The sequence below is a fragment of the Psychrobacter nivimaris genome, assembly GCF_043419765.1.
Classification (GTDB): domain Bacteria; phylum Pseudomonadota; class Gammaproteobacteria; order Pseudomonadales; family Moraxellaceae; genus Psychrobacter.
Window position 1 is genome coordinate 241,673 of the sequence record NZ_JBHOFX010000004.1, and the last position, 19,949, is coordinate 261,621.

Sequence of the window (19,949 nt, forward strand, 5' to 3'; positions counted from 1 at the left end):
AGGGGTCTTCAAACGATAGGTACGTGTCTCAAAGAGTAAGTTGCCACAATTAATGTAGCAAAACAGCAGCCTAAATGATGAGAGTCATCACCCAGCTGCTATTTTTAACTTAAACTTTTTGACCTTGTGCGCGTAGATCCGCTAACACTTTATCGATACCAAGTTTGTCAATGATGCGCATACCTTTGGTAGACACACGTAGACGTACAAAGCGGTTTTCAGACTCTACCCAAAAACGATGGTTGTGAAGGTTTGGTAGAAAGCGACGACGGGTTTTGTTGTTTGCATGCGAAACATTATTACCCACCATAGGGCGCTTTCCAGTCACTTGGCAAACTCGAGACATGGCGAACTCCTAATCTATGAGGTATGAGTTTTTCTCATACCAGTCTGGGCAAGTTGCACGTTTTTGCGGCATGGACACAGCAAGCGGCAGCTTTGCACCAAACAAAACTATATGAAGGTTGAGCTGGTTTTGCTGCTATCTAAAGGCAAATAACAGGCTGACCAATTCAGAAAATTTTAAAGCCGACATTTATACCATAAAACAGATGAATACTCAAATATTTTTACAATAACTGTCGAATTAAAGGAGGGGTATTATACCCTGAAATGAGCGCTCTATGTTGTTGATTGTTTAATAGTAAAGATTAATTTTTAGTTGTAAGTTATAACAAAAGTCAGTAAAGTTGCTGTTATATATTTAATACAATCTGTTAATACACCAGTATTACTGTAAATCTATGTATCATTACCAATTTCTTTTGATTCTGGGTAATGATTTTTTGCTTATTTGCTCAGATAAATTACTGCTCATGCGGAGTTAAAACATGTCATATACATCCCTGCCTACTTCTAAGTTGTTTCAATTAACAGCACTCACATTATCATTAGCCCTAGCGGGCTGTGGTGGCGGCGGTGACGGTACTGATACTATCGCGCCGGAACCTGACTTAGGAGTGCAACAGCCAGGTACTGGTGATGGGGGCGTTGAAACACCTGCTGCAGAATTAAATATTAGCAACAGTGGGCTAGTAGATGTAGATGGTAATACCATAACTTCTATCGATCTAGAAGGTGCTTATTATGAAGTACAAGTTATGGACGGGAATGATGAGCCTGTCGCAAATGCTAAGGTAACATTCTCGATTGATGCTGATGGTGTTGTGTTATCTCAGACAACATCAGGAGCCAAGTTAACAGATAGTGAAGGTAAAGCTCGAATTTTCGTGAAGCCTAATGCTCCTGAAGTTTCTGGCGCATACACCATCACCGCTAATGCAAGTAATAATGACAATACGGCGATTAATAATTTAACATTTTCCGTACAAGCAACAAATGTAAATCTAAGTGCCCTAACTGTGGTTGACTCGCAGCTTTCTGCAGGTGGTCAAACAGCTATATCATTAATGGCAACTGATACGGAAGGTAACGCTATAAGTGGCATATTAGTCAGTTTGAACGCTAGTTGTGGTCAGCTACCTACTCAAGCAACTTCAGATGAAAATGGTATGATTACATTTGTCTATAAAGCTATAAATACAGACAATACTTTATGTAGTGGGAATGTTCGTATATCGGCTAGTACAGGCAGTTCGGCTACTCAGACGGCCAATCTTACTGTTCAAGCGCCTGAAGCTACTTCTATTGTTTATACTTCAAATGAACTTACATTAGGTATTCAGAATAGCGGCTCATCAGCGACGGGTGAAGCTGAATTTGCAATATATTCAAATAAAACACCGCTCGCCAACGCAGAAGTGACTCTCTCATTAGAAAAGTCTCCTCTCGGATTGACTTTTGGTGTATTAGGAAACAAAAATAGTTTTAATGCTATTACGGATGAAAATGGTAAGGTTTCAGTTAATATTTATCCTGGCAGTACTCCAGGCCCTGTAGAGATAAAAGCAACTTTAGCAACTGATGCTCGTATTAATGCTTTATCAAAAGGCATATCTATTGCTAGCTCTCGTGTAACACAAGATGGAATAAGCTTATCCTTCGGTAAAAATGTGCTGGATTGGAGTTTGGATGGTGATGAAACTTCAGTAGTTGCACGTCTAGTCGATCGTAATGGTAATAAAGTACCCGATGGGACAGTAGTTAACTTTACTGCTGAAGGCGGTAAAGTATCTCCTTCTAGTTGTACAACATCTAATGGTGCCTGTGAAGTTACCTTCTCAACTCAAAACCCTCGCCCTGGTGATGGTCGTGTTAGTATTCTAGCAGTTGTTGAAGGTGAGAAATCATATATAGATAATAATGAAAACAATGCTTGGGATGAAGGAGTTGATACATTGGTCCACAATATTGGAGATACTTTCCGTGATGACAATGAAGACGGCATCTTCCAAATAGGGGAGTTCAATTACCCATTAACTACTCAAGCCAATCAAGTGTGTGAAAACAATATCCAGCAATTTATCCAGCTTAAGTTTCCAACTTTTGCTCAAGATAAGAAAGATCTCTTTGAAAATACCTTTATTGGTAACTTTGTATCGCCAAATAAACCTATGACCTGTAACTCAGGGCTAGATGCAGTAGTACGTTATGAAGGTATTCAGTTGCTATCGAATGGTATTCCAAATATCACGTTATTATCTCCTAATACACAAATCATTACTGCAGCAAATAAAAGAGTAGTTACTCGCATCAATAGCGGTGGTTTCTATGATTTAAACCCAATGCCATCTGGTACTACTATTTCAGGCTCAGTTGTTGACAAAACTAGCGGAGAAGGCAGTGGTAGCTGTACTGTAGAAATGATTGGAGGCCCTGAAGAAGTGCCAGCAATAGTATCTCCTGGTAAACCTGGTGATAATACAGGGACTATTAATACTTTTGCATTAGATGAGTGCGAAGCAGGTGACTATTTCAAAATTTCTGTGACTACTCCTAAAGGTGTGACCACTAATGTTATTTATACTGTTCAGTAAATTCTCATAATTTGTAAACCCCTGACCACGTGTCAGGGGTTTTTAGTTTGTCCTTTCAAAAAACCAAATCACCTTAAATAACCAAAAACAACCAACTCGCTCAGCAAAGTATTGCAAAAAAGATTAAAATAACCGGTTTACTATGCTGTCAGCAATTTTTCAGCGATAAGTCATCATTTTTTATATTGGGCGAATTATGTCAGACAACACTAAAACGGTTTCATTATCGACCATAGCTTCTCAGAGCAAACAGATTCCTAGCGCTATCGATACAGCCACGCTGCTCATCAAATGCAAAGATCAGGCTGGTATCGTACAAGCAGTCTCTGAATTTATTCATCGTTATGGTGCTAATATCATTACGCTTGATCAGTATTCAACGGCGCATGAAGGCGGTCAATATTTCATGCGTTTAGAGTTTGCTTTGGCAGGATTGAGCGATATTATCGAGAATTTTGAGGCCAGCTTTGCGCATACGGTTGCTAAGCGCCACGATATGGATTGGCGTCTACATAATAATGCAACGAAGACCAAAGTCGGTATTTTGGTATCTAAGTTTGATCATGCGTTGTTAGATCTATTATGGCGACATCAGCGTGGACTGCTCGATTGCGAGATTACTTGCGTGGTCAGCAACCATCCTGATTTAAAGCAAGCAGTACAAAATTTTGGCATTACTTTTCATCATGTGCCAGTGACCAAAGACAATAAAGTAGAGGCAGAAGAGCAGATTCATAAGCTGATGGCAGGTAACGACTTGCTAGTATTGGCGCGCTATATGCAGATTTTGTCATCAGATTTTGTCAAACGTTGGCCGATGCAGATTATCAATATTCATCATTCTTTCTTGCCAGCGTTTGTGGGTGCAGATCCTTATCGTCAAGCTTACGATAAAGGCGTTAAGCTTATCGGCGCAACTGCACACTATGTTACAGCTGAGCTTGATCAAGGGCCTATCATCGAGCAAGACGTACACCGTGTAACACATCGCCAAGGGGTGACAGAATTGCGTGCTATCGGCCGTGATATCGAACGCAACGTATTAGCACGTGCCGTAAACTGGCATGTGCAAAACCGTGTGATTGTGGCGGGTAATAAGACAGTCGTATTTAACTAAGAAAAATGAGTAGTGAGTCGGCTAGAAATATAAAAAAGGCGGTCAGTAACTATTGTTGCTGACCGCCTTTTTCTGGATATATATTTTATAAGAGCATTTCTAAGACGAACTTGCTACCAACAAAGCCAATGGCTAATAGGATAAAGGCATAAATAGTGATATTGGCCGCACGTTTGCCTCGCCAGCCTGCACGCCAATTACCGAATAGTAGTACACCAAATAATAACCACGACAGCAAACTAAAAACAGTCTTATGCACGATATGTTGCGCCATCAAGTCTTGCACATAGATAAACCCAATCCCCAGTGCAATACTGAGCAATACAAAGCCAACCAACAGCATATCGAATAATAAACTCTCCATACTTTGCAAGGAAGGTAGTTTATTGACCCAAAAGCGGTGAATGGTATGATGCTTGAGCTCACGTATTTGTAGACGTAGAAATAGCGCTTGTACCGCAGCCATCAACAGCACACAATAGGCAGCTAATGATAATATGATATGAACTTCAAGTCCGATACTGACGTCAGTGAGTGGTTGATAGGGTGCACGGCCGACATAGCCGACAGTCATACCTATTAGCGCAGTGGGTGCAGCCAAAATACCAAGGCTAAGAATAGGGCGATATAAACAGAACAACAGGTAAAAGAATAAGAAAAATAAACTGGTCAGACTGATGATATTGAATAAGTTGAAATTCAAACCATACAGCGTCACAACGTATGGATATAGCAGTGCTGCATGTGCAGCCATGCCAACCAACAATAAGCCCAAACTGAGGCTTTTGTGGATAGGTTTGTCCTGAACCAGCGCCCAACCAATATGAATGCTGACTAAGAGATAAGCCATGCTAGCAAGTAAGAATGCAAAGTGCACAGATAAAAAGCCTCATCTTATACTGAGCATAAACTGCCGCTCAATGTGTCGCTAAAGTGGTATTATCAGAATGATTAGAATAATCGTCCAATTTATCATAAAATGGGTGCCAATTGAGCACCATCTTGCTTATAACTTATAAATGATCGGTAGTGCTGCATAGCGCCAAACATAAAATATATCATCTGTAAAAAGTTGACTACAATTATAAGCGCTGTGTCCTTTGCGAAACGACTATAAGTTTTGAGCCATGTTAATGCTATAGTATTGATAATATAATTCTTTTATCATGTCCCTTGTCATGCAATATCCTAATATCTTATAGCGTATCCTAATATTATTTATGAACCATTTTAATGGTTTGATTTAGAGTTATTTTAATTGCGTATTATTTAATTGAAAACCATTTTAATTGAGAGTTATTTATGTTTGATACCTTAACAGAACGCTTATCGTCGAGCCTACGTAACATCGTCGGTACTGGGCAGTTGACCGAAGACAATATCAAAGACACGCTACGTGAAGTGCGTATGGCGTTGTTAGAAGCCGATGTAGCACTACCTGTCACTCGTGACTTTGTAAAACGCGTAAAAGAACAAGCGCTTGGTGCTGAAGTGCTAAAAGAGTTAGCGCCAGGCCAAGCCTTTGTCAAAATCGTACACGACGAGCTGACCGAAATGATGGGCAGCGCCAATCAGCAGTTAGAGATGACAGGTAAGCCGCCTGTTGTTTATTTGCTAGCAGGTCTACAAGGTGCGGGTAAAACGACTACAGCTGGTAAGTTGGCAAAATATTTACAAGAGCGTCAAAAGAAAAAAGTGATGCTAGTTTCTGCCGACGTTTATCGTCCAGCGGCTATCAAACAGCTTGAGCAAGTAGCCGGTCAAGTGAATGCTAAGTTTGTGAACTCAAGCACAGATGAGAATCCAATTGATATCGCAAAGCGTGCGATTGAAGAAGCCAAAATCCAATATCAAGATATCCTGATCATTGATACCGCTGGTCGTCTACATATCGACGATACCATGATGGATGAGATTAAGGCGCTAACTGCTGCGGTTAACCCATCTGAGACGCTATTTGTCGTCGATGCAATGACGGGTCAAGATGCCGCCAATACCGCAAAAGCTTTTAATGATGCGTTGCCATTGACAGGTGTTATCTTAACCAAGACTGACGGTGATGCTCGCGGCGGTGCGGCGCTTTCTGTACGCGCTATCACTGGCAAGCCAATTAAGTTCTTGGGCCGCGGTGAAAAACTAGACGAGCTAGAGCTGTTCCACCCTGAACGTATCGCGCAGCGTATCCTTGGTATGGGTGATGTACTGAGTCTGGTCGAAGAAGTTGAGCAGAAAATTGACCGTGATAAAGCCGAAAAAATGGCGAAAAAGATGCAAAAGGGCGGTGACTTTGACCTTGAGGATCTATTGACTCAGTTCCAGCAGATGAAGAGCATGGGCGGCATGGCAGGTTTCTTGGATAAGATGCCGGGTATGGGCGGCTCAGATATGCAAAAGGCCGTCGAAGATGCCAAACCAGAAGAAAAAGTACGTGAAATGGAAGCATTGATCAATTCAATGACGCCGTTTGAGCGCAAAAACCCTGATAAGATTAACCCAAGTCGTAAGCGCCGTATCGCTGCAGGTTCAGGGCGTGAGATTCAAGATGTTAACCGCTTGCTCAAGCAACACAAGCAAATGGCAAAAATGATGAAAATGATTTCAAAGCCTGAAGGCATCAGTAAAATGATGAAGTCTATGCAAGGGCTCATGGGTGGCGGTAGTGCTGGCGGTGGCGGCGGTCCATTGTTTGGCGGGGGTCAGCAAGGTGGCGCTAAGGACGTGAATCCAGAACAAATGGCCAAGCAGATGGGACTGGATCCAAACAACATGCCAAGCACCGAAGAGATGCAAAAGCAAATGCAAGAAATGCAAAACCAAGCACCAAAGAAGTTCAAAACCCGTTTTTAGATAACAATTAGTTATTTGTAAGAAGTTTGATCAAAGCCCCGAAGCCAATGAAGCTTTGGGGCTTTTTACCGTTAGCAGTTGTAGATAAACACTGATGGATAAAGTGTGAAAAATATAGAAATTAATAAAATTCGTGTACCCTAAATGCTATGATAGGCGCTGCTTCACTCTGTCTAGATTATTACAGGACATGAATGATAGATCGTTATAAAAAATTAGTAAAATCTGATAAATCAATTTAGAACGCCAAAAGTAAAAGCCGAGGTTGTGATGTTTTTAGCAATGGATACAGTGTTCGACCAGTGTTCGATCGCGATTTTAGATTCGAGTGGACAGGTACTATCGAGCCATACCGAAACAGGTAAGCGTCAGCAGACTCAACAGATTTTACCGATGATTGATGCTGCATTGTCTGAGGCGCAGTTACGTCTTGCTGATATACAAGCTCTAATATTCAATCGTGGGCCGGGTGCATTTAGTGGTATCCGTATCAATACGGCAGTGGTACAGGCTCTGTCTGTAGCGCATAACTTGCCTTGTGTTGGCGTCTCAAGCCTGCAAGCAATCGCACAATGCGCGTATCAGAAGTATGGTCTAACACATCTATACAGCGCCCTTGATGCTCGTATGCAGCAAGTTTACTTTGGACAGTATGAGTTGGTAACTGATGACAAATTAGGTCATAGCATTATGCAGCCAGTATTGGCTGATGGTAGCGATAGTACAGAGCAGCTATTAAATTATGCTAACCAAACGGCACTCAACCTACCTATTGCGGGTAATGGCGCGCCGCTATTGGCACGATATGATCAGCAAGACTGCCATGAAGATGTTTGGCCAGATGCTGTTGTGATTGGGCAGCTTGGTATTGCTCAGTTTGCAAACGATGGTGGTATAGAAGCGTCGCAGGCATTGCCAAAATATCTACGCAACCAAGCTTGGAAAACACTTAAAGAGCAAAGCAAAGCATAGCTTTATAAATATGCTCTTTGAAGCGTCGCTTGCTGTCACTGGTTATGATAAATACTTTAACCATAACCAGTTTAAATCAATTGATAGCAGCTAGCTTTTTAGTGTTTAGCAAGCACATACCGATATAAAATCAACGTTAATATAGGACAGCCAATCGGTCTGTTTTTAGGCCAGTTTTTTTAGGCCAGTCTGTTTCTAGGAAAGTCACTGTGGATATAGTTTTATTTGTTCAAGCTGTCATCATGGGTATCGTTGAAGGTATCACTGAGTTTTTACCCATCTCTAGTACGGGATATTTGATTTTATCAGCAGATGTGATGGGTTTCTGGACTAAAGAAAAAGTCGATTTATTTGTCGTGGTGGTACAGCTTGGCGCTATTTTAGCAGTGATTTATGACTATTGGGGTAGATTGTGGCAAGCGTTGATGGGTTTGCTGACTGGCAAAGCAGAGGGAATGACCAATCCTAGACAGCTGGGACTGAGTCTGATTGTCTCTACTATCCCTGTGATGATTGTTGGTTTTACCTTTGCCGATGAAATCAAAGCTTATTTGTTTAATCCTATCGTCGTTGCCATTATGCTCATCATCGGCGGCCTGCTGATATTTTACGTGGAAAAGCGTCCTAAAGCGGTCATTGCAGAAGAAGCGGAAGATGTCAGCATAAAAACTGCGTTGATGATTGGTTTGTTCCAATGTTTAGCTCTTATACCAGGGACGTCACGCTCAGGTGCCACTATTATTGGTGCGCTGTGGTTAGGTGTCTCACGTAAGGCTTCTGCTGAGTTTTCTTTCTTTTTGGGTATACCTGTCATTGTAGGCGCGGCACTGTTGGATTTACTCAAACATGGTGACGTATTGACCAACAGTGAAGACTGGCTGGTGCTGGGTATCGGAACCATCGTATCATTTGTAGTAGCGCTACTTTGTATCCGCTTACTTGTGGCATGGGTAAGTCGCCGCGACTTTACTATTTTTGCTTGGTTACGAATTATCACGGGTGTTATCGTGTTGGTCGCCGCTTGGGGCTTTGGTTATCAAATGGCTGGCTAGATTTGCGTTATGATTTAACACGCCAGTAATTCATAGTGAAAATAAGCAGCAAATAGGATGATGGTTATGACCGATGTGCCCCAAACGTATGACGAGACAGGTGCTGTTGTACATTGTCAGTTATTCTACGTCAATGACAGCCAGCAAGCACAGGTTGAGAGCCTACAGTCATTGATAGCTGAGAATAAATTACCAATCATTTTAGATATTAAAGTCGCTACAGAGAAACTCACTCAAAAGCGCCGTCAGCAATTGAGCCAAGCATCTACTCAGCCTATTTTATTATTAGATTATAAAGACAAGCTATCATGGCTAAGTGATGGGCTCAGTGTGGCACCTGAATGGGACAAGTTGCAGCGCCGTGTAGTGAGTGCTGGTCGTAAGTCTGAGCTGCTATTACAAGCGGCCAAAATTACATCAGATAGTCATGTTATTGATGCAACCGCTGGCTTTGGGCATGATAGTTTGATATTGGCCAGTACTGGTGCCCAAGTCACCATGCTTGAGCAGCAGCCGTTGATGGCATTGCTGTTACTTGCAGAGCAGCAGCGTATGAGTGCGCTACCCAATTGGCAAAAGCTCATGAGCCGTCTACAGATTATCAATACTGATGCACTCAGTTATTTTGCGAATCTAGAGGCTGGTACCGTAGTCGATAACGCTACCACAATCGATGTCGTCTATTTGGATCCGATGTTTCCAGAAGATAGCTATCAAGATAGCAGAACAGGTAAAGGAGCAAAAGTCGGTAAGCATATGCAGGCACTGCATCAATTGGCTCGTCCACCAACGCTAGATGAAGAACAACAGTTACTTGATAGTGCGCAGGCCGTTGTTAGTCGATATAGACAAGCACAAGGTCGCGTGGTTGTAAAACGTCCACAATATGCACCATTGCTTGCTGAGCAGCCGGCTAGCGAAAGCTGGCACAATGAAGCCGTGCGCTTTGATGGGTATTTTGTCTGATAGCTGCTGTTTGTGATAACGAATGTACGAATATAAATGTACGCAATTAATCAGCTTATATGTTCAAAGTTAATGGATTTAGGAGCAAGGAATGTCAGCGTTAATCATTTGGGTTATGGGTGCAATTCTATTGTTGATTAATATCATGCTGCGTACTCGCATTCTTCGGCTTGAGGCACGGTTAAAAGAGCTGGGCAATCCACAAGAGCAACTAGCATTTTTACGTCAACAAGCAGCACAAAAAGACAAAGTCCCAGCGCTGAAAGCATTACGCAAGCAATATCCTGAGCTATCACTGATCGAAGCGAATAAATTATGGCAACAAATTCAGTAGCCAGTCCATTAAACTTAGTAATTAGTCCATTAAAACTAAGCAACCAGCCTTTTCAAAAATTAATTTAGTTGTTCTGAGCGAAATATATAAGCGCACATAAAAAGTATTCAAACAATGATAATAAAAAGCCATGACATTTAAAGACAAGCTACAAGCCTACATCCAGCTAACCCGTTTTGATAAGCCAGTCGGCATTGAGCTGCTCTTATGGCCAACATTATGGGGCGTACTACTCGCTGCAATGGGTCAAGCGCAGCAGCAAGGAATGACGGCAGCGTTGCCAAGTATCAAGGTGTTCGCGATATTTGCCCTTGGTGCAATATTTATGCGAGCGGCTGGTTGTGCGATCAATGACTTTGCGGATCGAAAAGTAGATGGTCATGTGACTCGCACTAAAGGTCGCCCATTAGCAGATGGACGCTTATCTGGTAAAGAAGCCGTCGCTGCATCTTTAGTACTGGTGCTGTTAAGTGCCAGTCTACTGTTTTTCTTACCCATAGCTGTATTCTACTGGTCGCTCGGTGCCGTTGTATTGGCGTTTATTTATCCATTTATGAAACGCTATACGCACCTGCCGCAAGTATTTTTAGCAGCTGCTTTTGGATGGGCGATACCGATGTCTTATGTGGCAGTGCAAGGCGCTCCCGATATTTGGTGTTGGCTGCTATTCTTAGCGTATATGTGCTGGACAGTGGCCTACGATACCCAGTACGCCATGGCTGACCGTGAGGATGACTTAAAGATTGGCGTAAAATCAACAGCGATACTATTCGGTCGTTATGATGTGATTATCATTTCAATATTGCAGATGCTATTTTTGCTAATGATGGGTGTGGTTATGTGGCATTACTTTGCCCCGACCACATTAGGCGTAACCCCAGTATTTGGGTTGGCGCTAGTTGCGATGATGTTTGCCAAACAAAACAGCGCTTGTGCCAGTCGTAACCCTTTGGCTTGCTTTCAGGCGTTCTTGGCCAATATCTGGGTAGGGCGCTATGTCTTTGCGCTCATCGCAGTTACTTGCATATGGACGACGCTAAATGGATAAATTCGATAAATTGTCGAGGTTCAAATCAAAGAAACTGTCTGATACGAATGCGGCTGTCGTAGACTATCAAACTAAACTTGCCGAACATGGTCTGACTCGCGAGCAAGTTATCGCAACTGAGCGTAAATTAGCAAAGTTTGCTAACACCATGGATTCGCTAGTGCGAGTGCCTTTTACCAAGCAAGGAATGGGTGCGGATGCGGCGCTTTCGACCATTCCACTAGCAGGAGATTTGGCAGGATTGGCGTTGACCAGTTATGCATTTATATTAGGGCGTCAGTTAGGTGTGCCTGCTCACAAAATGACGCCAGCGGTGAGATTGGCACTTATTGATATGGTCGTTGGTATCGTACCTGGCATTGGTACGCTATTAGATATTTTTATTCGTCCTAGCCGTAAGACACTGGGTATCGTGCACGAGCATTTACACCATGAGTATGGTATTACCGAAACCATGCATATGGATCGTCCGTTTTTGCACCAGTCACTAGAAGACAAGCAGCAGCAAAGCCGTTTTGGGTTTTTTTGGCGCAATCCAATTATCGCTTGGCTGTATTTGCATATCCCTGATTTTCTTGGCCTGCTAGTCATTGTATTTGTCGGTTGGGGGCTGTGGACAGTGATAAGCTGGTTGGTCGGGATGTTTGGTCAATCGACTGGGTTTGGTTAAATATAATCACTTATCACTCATCACTCATTAGACAGCTCAGTAGAGACAAGTCAGTACAGAGCAATACACAGAAACGAAAAAGGCGGCAACGATAATAACGTTTGCCGCCTTTTCTATGGTTTTAAAGAGGGCATTGAAACAAAGGCCGCCTCAGACTTTATTCAGTGATGACTTCTGCTTCAGCACTGACGGCATCAAAGTTAGTGACTTTATTGTTTCGGAGAAGGTCGATAGTGCCGCCACCAGCATGACTGACGAGTTGGATGCTACCGTCAGCTGATTGATAGGTAGGATTATTGCCTTGACCTTCGGGTGCGCTTAAGGTCATTTTTGGCTGGTTGGGACGAGTAATGATAGCGTTAAGCATACCAGCTGCCGACGTCTCAAAGACTACGGACAAACTCTCACCTGTTGCACTTTTATAACGGACATCAGTGATTTGTGCGCCTTTAATAGCTTGTTCTGGATTAGGTTTTTCAGCGCTATCATTTGCCGTGGACGTAGTATCACTAAGATCTTTATCTAATTCTGTTAGGTTCATATCACGTTCTGAATCAGTCTGCGCTACATTTTGAGCATCATCTACGTTGCTATCTTCAGCTGCATCAACGTTGATATTGGTCGTTACTGGCGTGGTTTGCGTTGAGGTCTCAGCTGTAGTTGTATCAGTTGCTTCAGGTTCTGGATCTTTTTGACAAGCAGTCAGTAGCAACAGACTGAAGAAAATAGCAGGCGCCGTACGATAAAGCAATTTAGATTTTCGTAAGTTTAGTACTTTTGGAAGAGAAGTATTCATAATCAGCTTTATCCGTTAATAGCGCTCTATGTAAATGTGGTAATTTGCAAGGGTCAACCTGCTATTTATTGACAGTATATTATTACGTATTTACCGTAATCACCAGCTTACGCTGTCCGCCATATTCTTGCAGGTTTCTATGCTCACATAAGTAAATACCTTGCCACATGCCTAGACCTAACTCACCATCGACAAGCGGTATAGTCAAGCTTACCCCAAACATCATGCTTTTGAGATGCGCTGGCAGGTCGTCTGAGCCTTCTAAGGTATGGCGATACTCTGGCTGATCTTCTGGTGCGATTTTATTGAGCCATTCCTCTGTATCTAGTCTGACATCTGGATCAGCACTTTCATTGATTGCGAGACTGGCTGACGTATGCAGCAAAAACAGATGAACCAACCCTACCTTAGCAGAGTGAGGTAACAGCTGCGAAATAGCTTCTTCAACCTTCGGAGTAATGATATGAATGCCACGCGCATAGGCGGGTAGAGTAAGGGTGGTTTGGTGATAGCTCATAGGGTATATCTCACTATTAAAGTCGACATCAAATTAAGATATCATAAGCCAGTATAAACCGTAGAGAGCGTTGCTGTTATTTACACAAGAGCCATTTGTTCTTAAACAAGCGGTGTCTGTAAACGTGTACGATTGGGTGATAAGCGTGCGAGCATCATCTCTGACAGTGGTGCGAATGACCCTAGCATCATATCTGCTAATGCTTCAGCGCAAATAGGTGCCAATGCATAACCTTTTGCGCCCATCGCACTCATTGTCCATATCCGCTGACTGTTTGCCAGTTGTCCAACGATAGGATGGTAATCAGGCGTTTGGGTGCGAATGCCAGCTCGTCCTTGCCACAGACTCGTATCCGCCGGAATGATAGATGCCATTTCAGGAATGGCGGTAATTAGCTTGTCTCGGCTAATCTGATGCTCTTCAGGACGTATGTCAGTACTTGTGTCATTGCGGATAAAACTCGCGCCAAGCAATAAATAGGGCTTGTCAGCGACGACTGTATTTAACTCATCATCTCCAGTCTGCGCGTTGAACCGCGCACAGTAACCACTATATTTAAGCGGTATTTTAGGTAGCTTTATTAATTGCTCCGTCGAGGGCATAAACCAAGACAGCTGCCCACGAATTTTACGACAATCAAAAACACGCTGATCCAATTGATGACTTTCAAAAGCCGCGCAAATAACGATATTATCAGTAGTCATCGTGACAGTGTTATGGTTTTCATCGATACCTTCGATACGAACTTGCTGCTCAGTCTCGGTGATTTCATTCACTTCTAACTGTTGAAAGCAAATGAGTGGATGAGTCAGTATGATGTTTTTTAATGCTTGCGGATTGACCAGACCAGACTGCGGTAAGTACAAGTTCTCTGATAAGTTCTGCTCTTTTAGGCCACTAGTAATCTGTGCTTGCTCATGCGATAGGGTGGTCGCCATCTCATCAGGATAGTCGGCAATTTGTTCCGTACCGATATTGGCTTTTATAAGCAAATCAAGGGCGCCAGTCAGTTCAAGTACTGATGCTGTATTAAACTGTACAGCTGTTTGATTAAGGTCTCGATATAGCCTGCTGCTGTGGAGATAGCCTATGGTATGCAGATGTTCATCAACATGGTGAATCGGCGTCATTTTGGGCGCAAGTAATGCTCTAGGATTGCCCGATGCGCCTGCTAAGGGCGCTGATTTATCTAATAAGGTGACAGTAATACCGCGATTGGCAAGCGACCAAGCTGTGAGCAACCCTGAGACGCCTGCACCAATGACGACAGTATTATCGAATGTGCTGTAAGTCTTTTCCTTCTTCGCATTGTGGCTTTTATTATCACAACTTTTATTATCGCTAGTAATGTCACTACTGTCCGTATCAATCATAATGGCTGTTAGCATTTCTCGTTTTCGACCAAAACCTCTGACTTTTTTAATTTGAAAGCCATGCTCTCTTAGTCCACGCTTGACGATACCTGCACAGCTATAAGTAGCGGCAGTCGTATGAGGGCGTGATAGGCGCTGCATTTGGGCAAAGATACTGTCAGCCCACAACGTACTGTTGCAAGAGGGCGCAAAACCATCTAAAAACCAAGCATCAATACAAGGCGTATACTGATGGGAGTGGTCTAATGCCAGTTTGCTTAGACTTTCTGCTGCATCACCAAGCCACATATCGACAGTTAAGTTATCATGAGAAAAACTTAAACGATGACAGCCTGCAATCAGGGGCGGATATGCAGCCAAAAGTGGCTTAATAAATGCCATTAGCTCAGGCGCACGCTGACCCCATAACGCAAGTATCTGGGTCAGATCTGCTAGCGGTATAGGAAATTTTTCAGTAGTGATAAAGTGTAAACGAGCCGTTGCTAATTGCGGATTGGTTTCACGTAATTGTTGCCACAATTGCCACGTTGCTAGTAGATTAAGCCCAGTTCCAAAGCCTAGCTCAGCAATCGTAAAGCATTGCTTTGGTGCAAGGTGTGCTAAACGTTCTGGTAACTGATTGTGCTCTAGAAACACGTGACGCGTCTCTGCCAAACCATCTGCATGAGAAAAATACACATCCCCAAACTCACCTGATACTGGCACCATATTGCCAGTATCATCCATTTGCCAGTCAATCTTGGCAGGTGTGATAACGTTTAAATGTTCAGGGTTTTGATAGTTAGCGATAGACATGAGGCACTTCTTAGAAATATCAGGAATGGAAGCTAAACGATCAGTTATTACGAATCAATGATATCGACATTTGGTCAGACGCAGCGAAGTAGAGTAATGCAAGTCAGTGCGAGCACAGTATATGTTACCAGCGCTCACGACGGACAAATACTAACCACGAGACAAAAATACCGACTAATAGACTGATCAGAACGGTAAACGCACCGTATAGAAACAACTGTCCTTTACTTTCGTAAACCAAGACATTTACTTGAGTCTGCAAGTCGTTCACTTGGCGCTGCAGTTGTGCATTACGGCTGAGCAGTTCTTGATTGGCAGCTGACAATGCTTTAGTAGATGGTTGCAACTGTGCCGCCAAGGTATCATTGATATCTAGCGCTGAGTTTTTCGTTGGTAAAGCGCGCGCCGCTACTGGCCCAGTCAACGGCAGCACTGCTGTCGGATCGGTTGCATCGACAGCAGGTGTTATGGGCGCAGTGGGTGCAGCTTGCGCCGAAACAGCTGTCACTAACATAAGACCAATCAGGGCACTTTTGTAGAAACGGGTAGGTGAAAAAGAGACTCTCTGAATCACGATGCAGCTACTTGATTGTTGCTATCAGTTGGTGCTGGCAATGCTTGAACAAATGGTTTGATATCGACATGACTATACACGCCATCACGTAAGTAAGGCTCATCGTTTGCCCATGCTTGAGCCGCTTCGATAGAGTCAAAGTCTGCAATGATTAAGCTGCCTGACATATCACTTTTGCCATGCTCGATAGGCGTTGGACCTGCGATAACGAGACGACCCTCTTGGTGCAATGCTTTTAAGCGTTCAATATGTTCAGTACGAGTGATCAGACGTTGTGCACTGCTATTAGCCACGTCATGACCAATGATTGCAAATAAAGACATGAGACTTCCTTAGTGAATAATAAAAAAGTAATGATGAGCTTATGTGGGCTTAGTATAAACGTCATAGCGACAAAGTGATTGCTGCTATGATCAGGCAACAGAAATTATTTTGTGGCTTTGTCTGTTAGGGCAGGGTTGAGATGCTTTTTCAACAGGGCAAATTGAGCCACGACAAAAACCAGCATAATCGGAATCCAGCCATAGGTCTTAAAGTTGATCCATGCTTCATCTGACATTGTGAACGCTGTGATATAATGTAGTACAGCCATTAGGGCAAAAAACAATGCCCAAGCAACGGTCAGCTTTTTCCAGCCGCTAAGCGTCAGGGTAAATACCTCTTTCATAGCAAGCTGCATCAATGGCTTATTAATAGCGGCACTGACGAATAGTGTCAATGCAAAAATACCATTGATAATGGGCGACTTCCAGCGCAAATAAATATCATCACGCAGCAGTAATGTGCCGCCGCAGAATAAAATCGTTAATAATAAGACAACCCATTGCTGCTTATCAAACTTACCTTTTTGACGAATAAAATGAATGGCGTAAACGATAATAGTGGCGACGAGCAAAGCCCCTGCCGCTGCTAAAATACCGTTATAACGCGCCGCGATAAAAAAGGCAATTAAGGGAATAAAGTCTAATAATGCTTTCATAGCAAAGGGTGTATCCAACAAAAACGTATGGGGTAGTTTACACGTCTACCGCACCAAAAAAAAGCAATCAACACGATAATCATGCGATATACGCGACCTACAGAGTAATACTTTCTTATTGCGCCTGATGACCATGCCACTGGCCAAATATAAACACGAATACAGTAACGATAACTGCTAAATCTACAGAATGAGCAAGACAAATCACAATACTCATAATCGTAACAATGACTGTCTGCTACCTAACTTTTATTCTACTTTTATTTTATTTAACACTTTAAGGCTCAGCTTATGAAAATTGACTTACATTGCCATAGTACTTGTTCAGATGGTACCTATGCACCGACCGAGGTCATACAACGTGCTCATTCAGCGGGCATCAACGTATTGGCATTGACTGACCATGACACGCTGGCAGGGATTGACGAGGCAAGGGTCGCTGCCAGTGCCTGCGATATGCAGATTATTAATGGCGTTGAAATCAGCTGTGAACATACGTTAAGCGGTGGTTACGGAAAGAATAAATCCACCAATAAAATTATTCATGTACTTGGACTGGACTTTACTGATCGCGAAAAAATGCACGCAACGCTGCAGCAACTGCAAGACAGTCGAGCCACTCGTGGTCAGCGTATCGCCGAAAAATTGAGTGAGCTATTAGATATTAATTATGATGAGCTATGGCAAGCAGTGCTCGATAAAGCAGGCGGTAACCCACAAGCAGTCGGGCGCGCCCATATTGGACAGGTATTGTTTGAGCGCGGTGAAGTCAAAACCGTTCAAAAAGCTTTTGATAAGTACCTAGCAGATAATAAACCTGCTTATGTAGCAATCGAGGCGTTAACGATGCAGCATGGTATCGAGCTGATTCATGCTTGCGGCGGCAAAGCGGTGCTCGCACATCCCACGCGATATCAACTATCAGCGACACGCGTGCGTAAACTGATCGAAGAGTTTGCGCAGCTAGGCGGCGATGCTTGTGAACTGCCAGCCACTAGTGAGCCAATTAGTACCCGAAGAATGGTCGACCGTAGCATTGCTGAGCATAGTCTTGCGGCATCTATTGGTAGTGATTTTCATGGTAGTAACATGCCTTGGCGACGTTTGGGCGATGTCCCTATTTTAAATGATGATCAGCAAGGGATTTGGGAGTCTTTTGCAACGCTTGCTTAGTGAATAGGATTTACCTTTCTACAGTTACTTCCAATAGTGATAGGGCCTCATTTATTATAACTAATGAGGCCTGAAATATGTACGTAAACATAATTACATTCATAGAGAAATTATTGGGAAATAAATGCGTAAAATAGATTGATAATAGGGCCAGAACTTGTAACACTTGATATAAAAATTTCAGAGCGAATAGTATGCTTTCACTCTGATTTTAGCGCTTATATATTCAACGTATTTATACCTTTTAATGTATTTACACTCTCTGCGGTAGCCCTTCTATGGCTGTATCGATATCCCATCTAGGTTACAACAAAATCTCTCAAATGATTTTTGAGTGGCAGGCTGCTGACCGAACATCGCTGATGGCCTTATTTATCGTGTTAGAAGTGTCGTTGCATTGGTTCTGGTGCTTGTATGTCTGGTGGCAGCAAGATGCATTAAACACCTATGTAAATATGCATTATCTATATCCATTATGGCTTGGGATTAGCTTTGTCGGGCTGTTCTTTTTGTGCATGGTCAAAGGCTTATTTCACTCAAGCAATGACAACGACATTGTCTTAAGCAGATGGCAGATAGCTTTGGTTTTGGTTTACACCGCCTACATTTCTACTGTTATTGTGATGATAGGGTATAGCAGTCTGTTTGCAGGCGTGTCGCTCGTCGGCGGCGCTATGCTTGGCATGATGCTGATTAAGCGGCGCTATGCTTGGCGTATGTTTTGGCTGCATATTATCTTGATGCTATTAGCGATCATGTCACCTTACTTTGGTATCAGTCTGCCTAATTTACGCCAATTGACCGTCATTCATCCCATGCTTGAAAGTCATAACTATCTAACTTACAACGAGATTATGGCTGCTGAAAATGCGGTTGCTGCGTTGGCTTTTGAGAACAATGTCTTAAATTGGGATAGTATCAGCGAGCTACAGCGTTCATCCGCATTTTTTTGGCGGTCGACTCATTTATATTTAGCGCTGCCAAAAGCGATTTTTATTGTTTATATGTTTCGTGCTTTGCTATTGGTGTTAGATGATAGTCGGTTTGAGACCCTTCTGCATGCCAATCAGGACGAGCTTACTCAGCTTAAAAATCGCCGCTACGGTCTGAAAAAGATGAAGTATGCCTTGGCAACGGTGAGAGAATATCAAGATTTAAGCGTCATGCTGTTAGATTTAGATTGGTTCAAACAGATTAATGATAATTATGGTCACGACGTAGGTGATCAGGTTCTGATTGAAATATCGCAGACGCTATCGCAGTCGTTAACAGATGAGTCAATCATCAGTCGTTACGGCGGCGAAGAGTTTTTGGTTGTACTACCAGACACGAAGCATGATAGTGCTATGGTGATAGCTGAGCAATTACGGCTAAATATTGCTGAGCATGTCATGAAGATTGAAGGTCTGGCTGATTTTAGTGTGACAGCAAGTTTTGGGCTATATACCCTAACTCATGAAGAGCGAGATTGTATCGCGCAGGGCTACAAAACGATCACACAGCAAAAGACTGTCGCTCAAACGTCACCTCTTATCAAGCCAATTGCTACACAGCGCGCGGAAAGCAAAATCGCCTCAATGCAAAAGCTGCCTAGTGATATCTGCCAACGACTTATTAGCATAGCGGATAAAGCCTTATATGAAGCCAAGCACCGTGGTCGCAATCAAGTTGTCAGTGCAAATGAGATGTGGGCCGAAAAAGAAGGCGGTAAGCAATCGCTTTACAAAAGCCGCTAGCCATTAATTTATTAACGATCAGCCATGCCACTAAGACTGTGTAAGTATTATCGGTATGGCTGAT

Annotated in this window: 19 protein-coding genes; 11 read left to right on the forward strand and 8 right to left on the reverse strand. The window is 42.9% G+C overall.

Features of this window, described 5'->3' with window-relative positions; translation table 11 throughout:
* Positions 1-109: 109 nt before the first annotated feature.
* Positions 110-346 carry a 50S ribosomal protein L28 gene (rpmB, locus tag ACHEVO_RS10500; protein ID WP_057761372.1) on the reverse strand — a complete coding sequence of 79 codons (237 nt, stop codon included), beginning with the start codon at positions 344-346 and terminating at the stop codon, positions 110-112.
* A gap of 484 nt (positions 347-830) precedes the next feature.
* Here rpmB and ACHEVO_RS10505 point away from each other — a divergent pair, with 484 nt between their 5' ends.
* Both ACHEVO_RS10505 and purU read left to right on the forward strand, forming a co-directional pair.
* Positions 831-2,936: an Ig-like domain-containing protein gene (locus ACHEVO_RS10505; protein WP_394124866.1), complete on the forward strand. Its 2,106-nt coding sequence runs from the start codon at positions 831-833 to the stop codon at positions 2,934-2,936.
* A gap of 196 nt (positions 2,937-3,132) precedes the next feature.
* Complete coding sequence (purU, locus tag ACHEVO_RS10510) at positions 3,133-4,053, forward strand: formyltetrahydrofolate deformylase (protein ID WP_224737772.1); 921 nt, start codon at positions 3,133-3,135, stop codon at positions 4,051-4,053.
* An 85-nt stretch (positions 4,054-4,138) separates the two neighbouring features.
* Here the strand turns inward: purU and ACHEVO_RS10515 are convergent, their stop codons facing one another.
* A complete protein-coding gene (locus ACHEVO_RS10515) occupies positions 4,139-4,903 on the reverse strand; it encodes a cytochrome C assembly family protein (protein ID WP_394124997.1) in 765 nt (254 codons plus the stop codon).
* A 452-nt stretch (positions 4,904-5,355) separates the two neighbouring features.
* Here ACHEVO_RS10515 and ffh point away from each other — a divergent pair, with 452 nt between their 5' ends.
* From ffh to ACHEVO_RS10550, 7 genes are all read left to right on the forward strand, one after another.
* The gene (gene ffh / locus ACHEVO_RS10520; protein WP_057761369.1) at positions 5,356-6,900 is read left to right on the forward strand and encodes a signal recognition particle protein; all 1,545 of its coding nucleotides are present in this window, start codon (positions 5,356-5,358) and stop codon (positions 6,898-6,900) included.
* A 270-nt stretch (positions 6,901-7,170) separates the two neighbouring features.
* Positions 7,171-7,872, forward strand: a complete 702-nt coding sequence (gene tsaB / locus ACHEVO_RS10525; RefSeq protein WP_394124998.1) for a tRNA (adenosine(37)-N6)-threonylcarbamoyltransferase complex dimerization subunit type 1 TsaB — start codon at positions 7,171-7,173, stop codon at positions 7,870-7,872.
* Positions 7,873-8,081: 209 nt separating this feature from the next.
* Positions 8,082-8,924: an undecaprenyl-diphosphate phosphatase gene (locus tag ACHEVO_RS10530; RefSeq protein WP_341610226.1), complete on the forward strand. Its 843-nt coding sequence runs from the start codon at positions 8,082-8,084 to the stop codon at positions 8,922-8,924.
* Positions 8,925-8,990: 66 nt separating this feature from the next.
* Positions 8,991-9,890 carry a class I SAM-dependent methyltransferase gene (locus tag ACHEVO_RS10535; protein WP_394124867.1) on the forward strand — a complete coding sequence of 300 codons (900 nt, stop codon included), beginning with the start codon at positions 8,991-8,993 and terminating at the stop codon, positions 9,888-9,890.
* 91 nt (positions 9,891-9,981) lie between these two features.
* On the forward strand, positions 9,982-10,224 hold the full coding sequence (locus tag ACHEVO_RS10540) for a hypothetical protein (protein ID WP_394124868.1): 243 nt from the start codon (positions 9,982-9,984) through the stop codon (positions 10,222-10,224).
* A gap of 130 nt (positions 10,225-10,354) precedes the next feature.
* Entirely contained in the window at positions 10,355-11,272 is a 918-nt protein-coding gene (gene ubiA, locus ACHEVO_RS10545) for a 4-hydroxybenzoate octaprenyltransferase (RefSeq protein WP_394124869.1), read from the forward strand.
* Complete coding sequence (locus ACHEVO_RS10550) at positions 11,265-11,942, forward strand: DUF4112 domain-containing protein (protein ID WP_394124870.1); 678 nt, start codon at positions 11,265-11,267, stop codon at positions 11,940-11,942. The genes ubiA and ACHEVO_RS10550 overlap by 8 nt, the downstream gene beginning before the upstream one ends.
* A 157-nt stretch (positions 11,943-12,099) precedes the next feature.
* Here the strand turns inward: ACHEVO_RS10550 and ACHEVO_RS10555 are convergent, their stop codons facing one another.
* The 6 genes from ACHEVO_RS10555 to ispZ all read right to left on the reverse strand — a co-directional run bounded on the left by ACHEVO_RS10555 (position 12,100) and on the right by ispZ (position 16,976).
* Positions 12,100-12,738 carry a hypothetical protein gene (locus ACHEVO_RS10555; RefSeq protein ID WP_394124871.1) on the reverse strand — a complete coding sequence of 213 codons (639 nt, stop codon included), beginning with the start codon at positions 12,736-12,738 and terminating at the stop codon, positions 12,100-12,102.
* An 82-nt stretch (positions 12,739-12,820) separates the two neighbouring features.
* Positions 12,821-13,255, reverse strand: a complete 435-nt coding sequence (locus ACHEVO_RS10560; RefSeq protein WP_394124872.1) for a secondary thiamine-phosphate synthase enzyme YjbQ — start codon at positions 13,253-13,255, stop codon at positions 12,821-12,823.
* A gap of 101 nt (positions 13,256-13,356) precedes the next feature.
* Complete coding sequence (gene mnmC / locus ACHEVO_RS10565) at positions 13,357-15,423, reverse strand: FAD-dependent 5-carboxymethylaminomethyl-2-thiouridine(34) oxidoreductase MnmC (RefSeq protein WP_394124873.1); 2,067 nt, start codon at positions 15,421-15,423, stop codon at positions 13,357-13,359.
* Between the two features lie 124 nt (positions 15,424-15,547).
* Positions 15,548-15,937 carry a hypothetical protein gene (locus ACHEVO_RS10570; protein ID WP_261869048.1) on the reverse strand — a complete coding sequence of 130 codons (390 nt, stop codon included), beginning with the start codon at positions 15,935-15,937 and terminating at the stop codon, positions 15,548-15,550.
* 56 nt (positions 15,938-15,993) lie between these two features.
* Positions 15,994-16,320 carry a YciI family protein gene (locus tag ACHEVO_RS10575; RefSeq protein WP_057761353.1) on the reverse strand — a complete coding sequence of 109 codons (327 nt, stop codon included), beginning with the start codon at positions 16,318-16,320 and terminating at the stop codon, positions 15,994-15,996.
* 104 nt (positions 16,321-16,424) lie between these two features.
* Positions 16,425-16,976, reverse strand: coding sequence for a septation protein IspZ (gene ispZ, locus ACHEVO_RS10580; protein WP_394124874.1), 552 nt, complete (start codon positions 16,974-16,976; stop codon positions 16,425-16,427).
* Between the two features lie 291 nt (positions 16,977-17,267).
* Here ispZ and ACHEVO_RS10585 point away from each other — a divergent pair, with 291 nt between their 5' ends.
* Positions 17,268-18,149: a PHP domain-containing protein gene (locus tag ACHEVO_RS10585; RefSeq protein WP_394124875.1), complete on the forward strand. Its 882-nt coding sequence runs from the start codon at positions 17,268-17,270 to the stop codon at positions 18,147-18,149.
* Positions 18,150-18,427: 278 nt separating this feature from the next.
* A complete protein-coding gene (locus ACHEVO_RS10590; RefSeq protein ID WP_394124876.1) occupies positions 18,428-19,885 on the forward strand; it encodes a GGDEF domain-containing protein in 1,458 nt (485 codons plus the stop codon).
* Positions 19,886-19,949 lie beyond the last annotated feature (64 nt).